Origin of the sequence: Nonomuraea diastatica, assembly GCF_004349015.1 — a bacterium.
Taxonomy (GTDB): Bacteria; Actinomycetota; Actinomycetes; order Streptosporangiales; family Streptosporangiaceae; genus Nonomuraea; species Nonomuraea diastatica.
Genome location: NZ_SMKP01000319.1, coordinates 1 through 6260 on the forward strand (window position 1 = coordinate 1; position 6260 = coordinate 6260).

6 protein-coding genes are annotated in these 6260 nt (G+C 67.8%); 4 read left to right on the plus strand and 2 right to left on the minus strand.

Features of this window, described 5'->3' with window-relative positions; all coding sequences use genetic code 11:
* Positions 1-213 precede the first annotated feature (213 nt).
* Positions 214-666 carry a hypothetical protein gene (locus tag E1294_RS50475; protein WP_132520023.1) on the plus strand — a complete coding sequence of 151 codons (453 nt, stop codon included), beginning with the start codon at positions 214-216 and terminating at the stop codon, positions 664-666.
* A gap of 592 nt (positions 667-1258) precedes the next feature.
* On the opposite strand, the gene E1294_RS53890 is transcribed toward E1294_RS50475, so the two are convergent.
* Positions 1259-1423 (minus strand): hypothetical protein, encoded by a 165-nt coding sequence (locus E1294_RS53890; RefSeq protein WP_165977943.1) that lies wholly within the window; start codon positions 1421-1423, stop codon positions 1259-1261.
* Between the two features lie 765 nt (positions 1424-2188).
* Between E1294_RS53890 and E1294_RS50480 the strand changes: the two genes are divergently transcribed.
* The 3 genes from E1294_RS50480 (at position 2189) to E1294_RS50490 (ending at position 4292) form a co-directional block, all read left to right on the plus strand.
* Positions 2189-2428, plus strand: coding sequence for a hypothetical protein (locus E1294_RS50480; RefSeq protein ID WP_132520026.1), 240 nt, complete (start codon positions 2189-2191; stop codon positions 2426-2428).
* A 359-nt stretch (positions 2429-2787) separates the two neighbouring features.
* Entirely contained in the window at positions 2788-3954 is a 1167-nt protein-coding gene (locus E1294_RS50485) for a hypothetical protein (RefSeq protein WP_132520029.1), read from the plus strand.
* A complete protein-coding gene (locus E1294_RS50490) occupies positions 3951-4292 on the plus strand; it encodes a hypothetical protein (protein WP_132520032.1) in 342 nt (113 codons plus the stop codon). The genes E1294_RS50485 and E1294_RS50490 overlap by 4 nt, the downstream gene beginning before the upstream one ends.
* 619 nt (positions 4293-4911) lie before the next feature.
* Here E1294_RS50490 and E1294_RS50495 read toward each other — a convergent pair.
* Complete coding sequence (locus tag E1294_RS50495; protein WP_132520035.1) at positions 4912-5169, minus strand: hypothetical protein; 258 nt, start codon at positions 5167-5169, stop codon at positions 4912-4914.
* Positions 5170-6260: the final 1091 nt, after the last annotated feature.

The window sequence follows — 6260 nt, forward strand, 5'->3', positions numbered from 1 at the left end:
ACTCCTGCACGCCGCCCATTGGTCAGCCTGGCGACGACGACACCAGGCCCGCGCCCGCTGGTTCCACCAACGCGCCCGCCTGGCCACCGCATATGCCCTGCTCAGCTAGCGAAATGCGGCTGCCGTATTAGCGGACTGGCGCTGGCCCGCACCCCGAATGCCGCCATCACCTTGCCAACGATCCAGGCATTCAGCATCGGCTGCCTGATAAACGTGGACATCGTCACGAGGCGACAAACTCTGTCCCCCGACGACTTCCAGGCCCTCCAGCTCTCTGTGTTTCCTCATATGATCACTGGCGTGAGGGCCGATCAGCCGTTACCGGACCAACTACTACGGTTCGGTGTTCGCTTCGCGGATGGAGCCAAGGCCACCACCGTCGGACAACGTCTGGACAGAACACAACTCCCGCAGGATCCGCCACCAGGTCCGCAACTTTCCATGCTGTTCCCTGGCATGTCCATGCGGAGCGGTGACGAGGACGCAGGTGTCATGACCATGGGGCTGTGGCTTTGGCCCTCGCCGCCCCAGGAGAGCTTCGAACTCGCTGTGGAGTGGCCCATCGGCGGTATCGAGCTGAGCATCGTCGAACTCGATGGCGCCGCCATCGCGGCCGCCGCACAGCAGGCGGTCCCGTACTGGCCGGAATCCCCGCAGGACGGGTAAACCCCGACCAACCGTGATTACGCAGGAGCCCGTGTTTGTAAGTCCGCGATCATAACTCAGTCCTACTGACGGTGATGGTTCAAAGAAACCTCTGAACAGGCAACCCCAGCGACAAGACGCACATCAAGCCGCCAACCCGCACACCAAGACCCCGCCAGCTCACGCTGCCGGGGTCTTCTCACATCGCCACATCCTCGCCTTGGACGTCGCGTTCATCCTCATCTTGAGTGTCCGGGAACAGGTCGGGGGCGGGGCCTCGGATGACCCGGTGAGCCACGGTGGTGCTCAGTCGTGGCAGGTAGGGCTGGGCGGCGGCGGGTTCGGAATCGTTGGCGAATGTCGGCGACGTCCGCCTCGAGCGCCCGGGTGACGTGGTTCCTCGAGGGCCGCTGGCTCACCGGTGGCCGCGGCAGCAGGTGGCGCTCGGCGTCCCGGCGACAGAAGCTGGAGCCCGTCCGGGAGGGTTGGTGGCGAATGGCGCCGGAGACTGGAGTACGGTTCTGGGCGCAATAGGCGCCGCGTACTGCGGTTCGCGGTGGCTCGCGCGTTGCCGGCAAGCCCCTAGCGCCGTTGGCGGGTAGCTCCCGGGGGCTTACCTCGAGTGGTCAGGTGTGATGGCCAGCCCTGGGTTGGCGGCGTCCTGCAGCTGGCGCGGCCGGCCGCCGGTGAGCTCGGCGCCGCGCGCCAGCGCCTGGGGCAGCTCGGCGGGGGTGCCTCGACCTCGACCGGGGTCGCGTGCCGAGGTCGCCGCCGACATTCGTGCGTATCCAAGGCCCGGCGTCCTCGTTGACGTGGGTCCTGAAGCGAAGGGTGAGGTGGTCGCCTGCGGCCGCGGAGGGCCGGTGTCCTGGCGTCGACGTCGGCCCTCTGGTGAGTTCCGGGGGCGCGCGGTCTTCGGCCTGCGCGGCCGCGGTCGGATGTTGCCGGTCTCGCCCGCGGCCGCCGGTGAGCTCGGTGCCGCGGGGCCGGCGCTCGCGGCGCCAGCGCGCAGGGGCTGGAAGCAGGGGCTGCCGACTGTAGCGGTGAGAGCGGGCACGGGATGTGCGCCAGGTCGGATTCCCCGTGCCCCGCGCCGGATGATCCACTCCAGCGTCGGAAGGCGACGCCAACCGCCGTCGGCCGTGATTCAGCCCGTCTGTAACCCTCAGGGGCGCGGTCCGGTCCTCCGGTGACTCTTGGGCGGCGCTCGCGGGCCTGGGCGGGCCCCGTAGAGCGCTGGGCTGCCATGTGAATGGCCGGCGGGTCGGACGGCACGCCGCGGCGACGGTCGGTGTATTCCGAGCACGGCGCGTCGATGACGTCCTTCACGGCCAGTGGGCGTCGGGCCGGTTCGATGCCAGCGCCTGCCGACTCACCGGCGGCGCCGGCGTGGAGGGCTGGGCGTGGGTGCCCGACGTGAGGAGCGAGCCTGTGCGCCCGATCGAGAGGGCGCGTACGATGATCAAAAACACGCCGAGTTGTTACGCGACACACCCGCGCAATGGTGGAACCGCGAATCGCAGATGCGCCATGATAAGCGACCATGAGCAGAGGCAAACCCGGACCCGACGCCACGGTGGTCTACAAGCACACCCTGCGCTACGAGCGAGAGGATGTCGCCGACGCTGTGAAGGCTCTAGCTGCCAGCCAGGGCTCTCTCTCCCGTGCTGTCGAGGAGTTGCTGGTCGTGGCGCTCGGCCTGGGTAACGGGCGTACCGATGACGAGCAGCAGCAGCTTCCGCTCGATCGCGAAGAACCCCGAGACGAGAAGGTGGCCGCCTAGCCATACGGCTGGCGCGGCTGCGTGAAGGAGACCCCCAGAACATAAGAAAGCCCCGCAGGGCGGGGCATTTCTCTGGCGAGCGATCCACTGCGTCGTTCGGCTCACAGGGCGACCAAACCAGTGAGAGCTGAGCGACAAGGAAGATCGTCCGAACCTATTACCGACCTGACGCCTGGAGAGCGCCGCGTCGGGCTTTGTCGTGCCTCCTGTCCATCAGAAAGGCAATCGCCATTATGGCATCTGCACAAGGGGCCATGCCAGCATGCCCCGAATCCGGAACCGTGGCGTGTCCGACACGTGCCACCAAAACGCCCACTCGGCAGCGCAGGGGCGGCGCGCGCTGGACTGTGCTCACCGGCGTGTCGGACAGGTCGTCCCTTGCCTGGTCGCTGTCGAAGGCCCTGATCGCCGCGTCGGTGCCGCGCGGCATGCGCCGGGCCGGCTCTCAACAGGAATGGCTGTGTGGCCTCAAGGGGGACCCGGAGGTCCTGGGGCTCCGCTATGACGGCTACGCCAACCTCCTTCGCGTCGCCAACCTCATCGTCTGGGGCGCGGACTGGAGCACCATGTGCTCGCGCCCCACGATCGCGAAGATCGTCGAGGTGACAGGGCTGGCCAAACCGACCGTGAAGCGGTGGGTGCGCTGGCTGCGCGTGCGCGGCTGGCTCGGCGTCGTCGAGCAGGGCTCCACCGTGAAGTTCCGGAAGGGCACGTACGGGGGCCTGTGTGATGACGGGTTCGGCAACCGGGCGGCGGTGTGGGTGCTGTGTGTACCGCGCCGTCCTTTCGCTAACGATCAGCGCTTTGGCCTGCATAAACGCACAAGTGAACCCCCTTCCTTTTCTCTCCCTGAGAGAAAAGGAACAGCTCCCACGCGCGCAGGTGAGACACCACGCCGCCGCTTCCGTGATCATTCCCGCATTTCACCGACTTGGCACCTGCACGCGACGCCCCGGACTAAACGAGACAGACTCGCGGCCTGCGAACGGCTCCGCCAGGAGTCGCCTGTGCTGCGGTTGATGACGGCCTGGTATCTGCGGTGGCTGCTCAAGCCCTTCCTCGAGGCGGGCGCGACGGTGGCGGATGTGCTGCATGCGCTGGACGTGCGTGAGGACGACAGCCGGTGGACGTACACGTGGTCGAGCACGGCCGAGATCCGGCATCCGGCGGGCTGGGTGCGGCACCGGCTGGCGGCGTGGACTGGGCCGGACGGCCAGGTGCTGCCGTTGCCGTCGCAGCGCCGCGCGGCGGTCGACGCCCGCCGGCGCGCTGAGCAGGAGGAGCGCCGCCAGGAGTGGGCGCGGATGGCGGCGGTGGCTGGCTGGGTGCCCGCGCCGCGCCCGGCTGCCGAGCCTATTGCCGCCGCGGCGGGTCTCGAGACCGTGGAGCCGCAGCCTGCGGCCCCGGCGGCCGGGCCGACCGCCGACTACCGCGCCGCTCGTGCGGAGCTGGAGCGTCGCAGCCAGGAGAAGGAGGCGGCCGAGGAAGCGATGATCGCCGCCTGGCGGGCGCGGAGGTCGGGATGACGGACGCGCGTCAGTGGGCGGCCTTGGCCCGCATGTGGCTGGCCGCCACGTCGCCGCAGGCGGCGCGGGCGATGCAGGAGCGGGAGCATGAAGTCGCCAGGCGTCGCCGCGAGTGGAGGCCGGACGAGAACTGGCGGGGCAAGCGCGCCGACGCGGAAGCCGAGCAGCAGATCGACCAGACCCGCTGGGCGACGGAGCCGGAGACGGCGGCCGGCCCGAGCGAGGCTCAGATCGAGGCGGCTCGGGAGGCGCTGGCGCGGGCCACGTCGTTGGCGCGGGCACGAGCTCGTGCGCGGGAGGAGCGGCAGGAGCGGCAGGGGCGTGGGGGCGGTGGATGAGGTGCGAGCGTGTACGGTGCGGGTTCGTCGGCGAGTCTTTGTTGGGCCGGGTGGGCGACGCTTCCTCGAGGGCGACTCGCTAGCGGCCCTCGAGGAAGCGTGGCCACGGTGCTTCCTGTGGCGTGGTGTAGTCGCTGGCGACTACACCACCGCGGCTGCGGACGTCATCTGAAAGGAGCAGAAGAGCGCCGCGGCGCGTTCGCCATCTCACCGGGCGCCGTCTCACAATCGAAGCGCGACCATCTCACATTTGTTTGAGCACCATCTCACAATCCGAAGGCGCGGGGGACAGGCTCCGTCGGCGGCGCTGGTGAAGCTCCCCTGCGGCTGCGGCGCCGGGCGGTTCTTCGCCCTACCGCCATCCACCTGGATCGTCCCGCCCACCTGTGGCATCGCCTTGAGCAAACGCTCGTCCTTCGGTGGGGGATCTCGGCGGACGATCCCGCCAGGAGCGCGCGTTTCCCTGGCCCTCCGGCGGCTCGCCGGCCGCCATTTCAGGCGTTGGCAGCCGCACCGGACGGTCGTCATCGTGATCTGGTCTGTCCAGCGCGCATGCAGTGTGCATGTCTTGTCGTGATCAGCCGGGGTGGCTGGCGTGTTCTGCCAGGTCTGGTTGAGGTTAGATGTTGGCGCCAGCCTTGCGCAGGTGGCGCAGCGCGTCTTCGTAGGCTTGCCGGGCGGCTTGGAGGTCCTTCTTGGTGTCGCGGAGCATCTGCCGCAGGGTGGCGTCGTCGTGGAGGCCGAGTCGGCTGGTGGTGGCGAGCCGGAGCTGGGTGCCGCCGTCGTGGTCGCCGCTGAGTTGGGCGATGTATCCGTGGTGGATGTCGGCGACGATGTCGGGTTGGTTGGCCACCTGCAGGAAGATTTCGTGTTCCACGGCGGCCAGGAGCACGCCGAGCAGCCGGGGGCGGTCGGGGTCGGCGCCGGGGCGTCGGGCAGGATCGGCGCGCGGCCGAGCGCGGTCAGGGCCGCGTAGAGGGCGTCGGCTGGGATGCGGGCGGTGAGAAGGCATCCGATGGCGATTAGTACAGCGCATCCATGTTGTCCTCCAACTTCTAATTAATATTAGAATACATCTCTCCTCGATGGAGTCAATGCTTCCCATTGCAGGGAACACCCCGAGGCCCGCCCTGGCACTCTGAGGTGGGAGGAACGGCATACCTTCTCACCGGCAGGCCATCACTGCGGCTTCCCCCTCGCCCGTCGGGGGCGCTTGACGGGATGCCAGCATCACCGGCGAGCCCTTGTTTGCGGCACGCGATGAGGACGGGCAGAGCCCTTTAGGGCTCGGAGCGAAAGACGTGCGCAAGGTGGGACGGCCCGAGCTCGCGCGTGGGGCGTGAACGGCCCCATCGGGTTGGTCCACGAAGTCGAAGTACTTACCGGGCAAGGCTCCTCAGAGCGGCCCGTCGGCAACGCGCCGTGCGAAGGGGGGAGCGGTCACGGTTGCCGGAACGATCCGGCGGTAAATCCACTCACGCCGAGGGCCGGCAGGGGCCGAGATTCGCAGAGAAGTCGATTGCGCTTATCGCATCTATTACATCTATTCAGATGACTAGATATATAGAACCTGTTAAATATATTAGATCTAATTAGATTAGGATGGAGGTTGCACACACCCCTCAGAAAGCCGCTCCTGCGCACTCGCTCGCTCCCGTGAGAGGCCCCGGGGTCCACGATGGGGAGGGCAGCAACCTACGAAGCGTGGCCAGGCAAGAGGCCCGTATGATGATCCCCAGCGGGTTGAAACCGGAGCCCATTAGGCACATAGCCTAAGGGAAAACCCCAGGTAACCCGAGCAGTAGAGAGGTTATTAGTTAGCGAAGCTAACTAATTCCCCGCGAAGCGGGGAAGGAGATTGCCGCGAGGAGAACCACGTACCCTCGTGCCACGATCTTCACCCGGGGCGCTTTAGCGCCCCGGCCTCAAGCCATGCATGGCCCAGCGCGAAGCGCTGGGCCCGCCTGC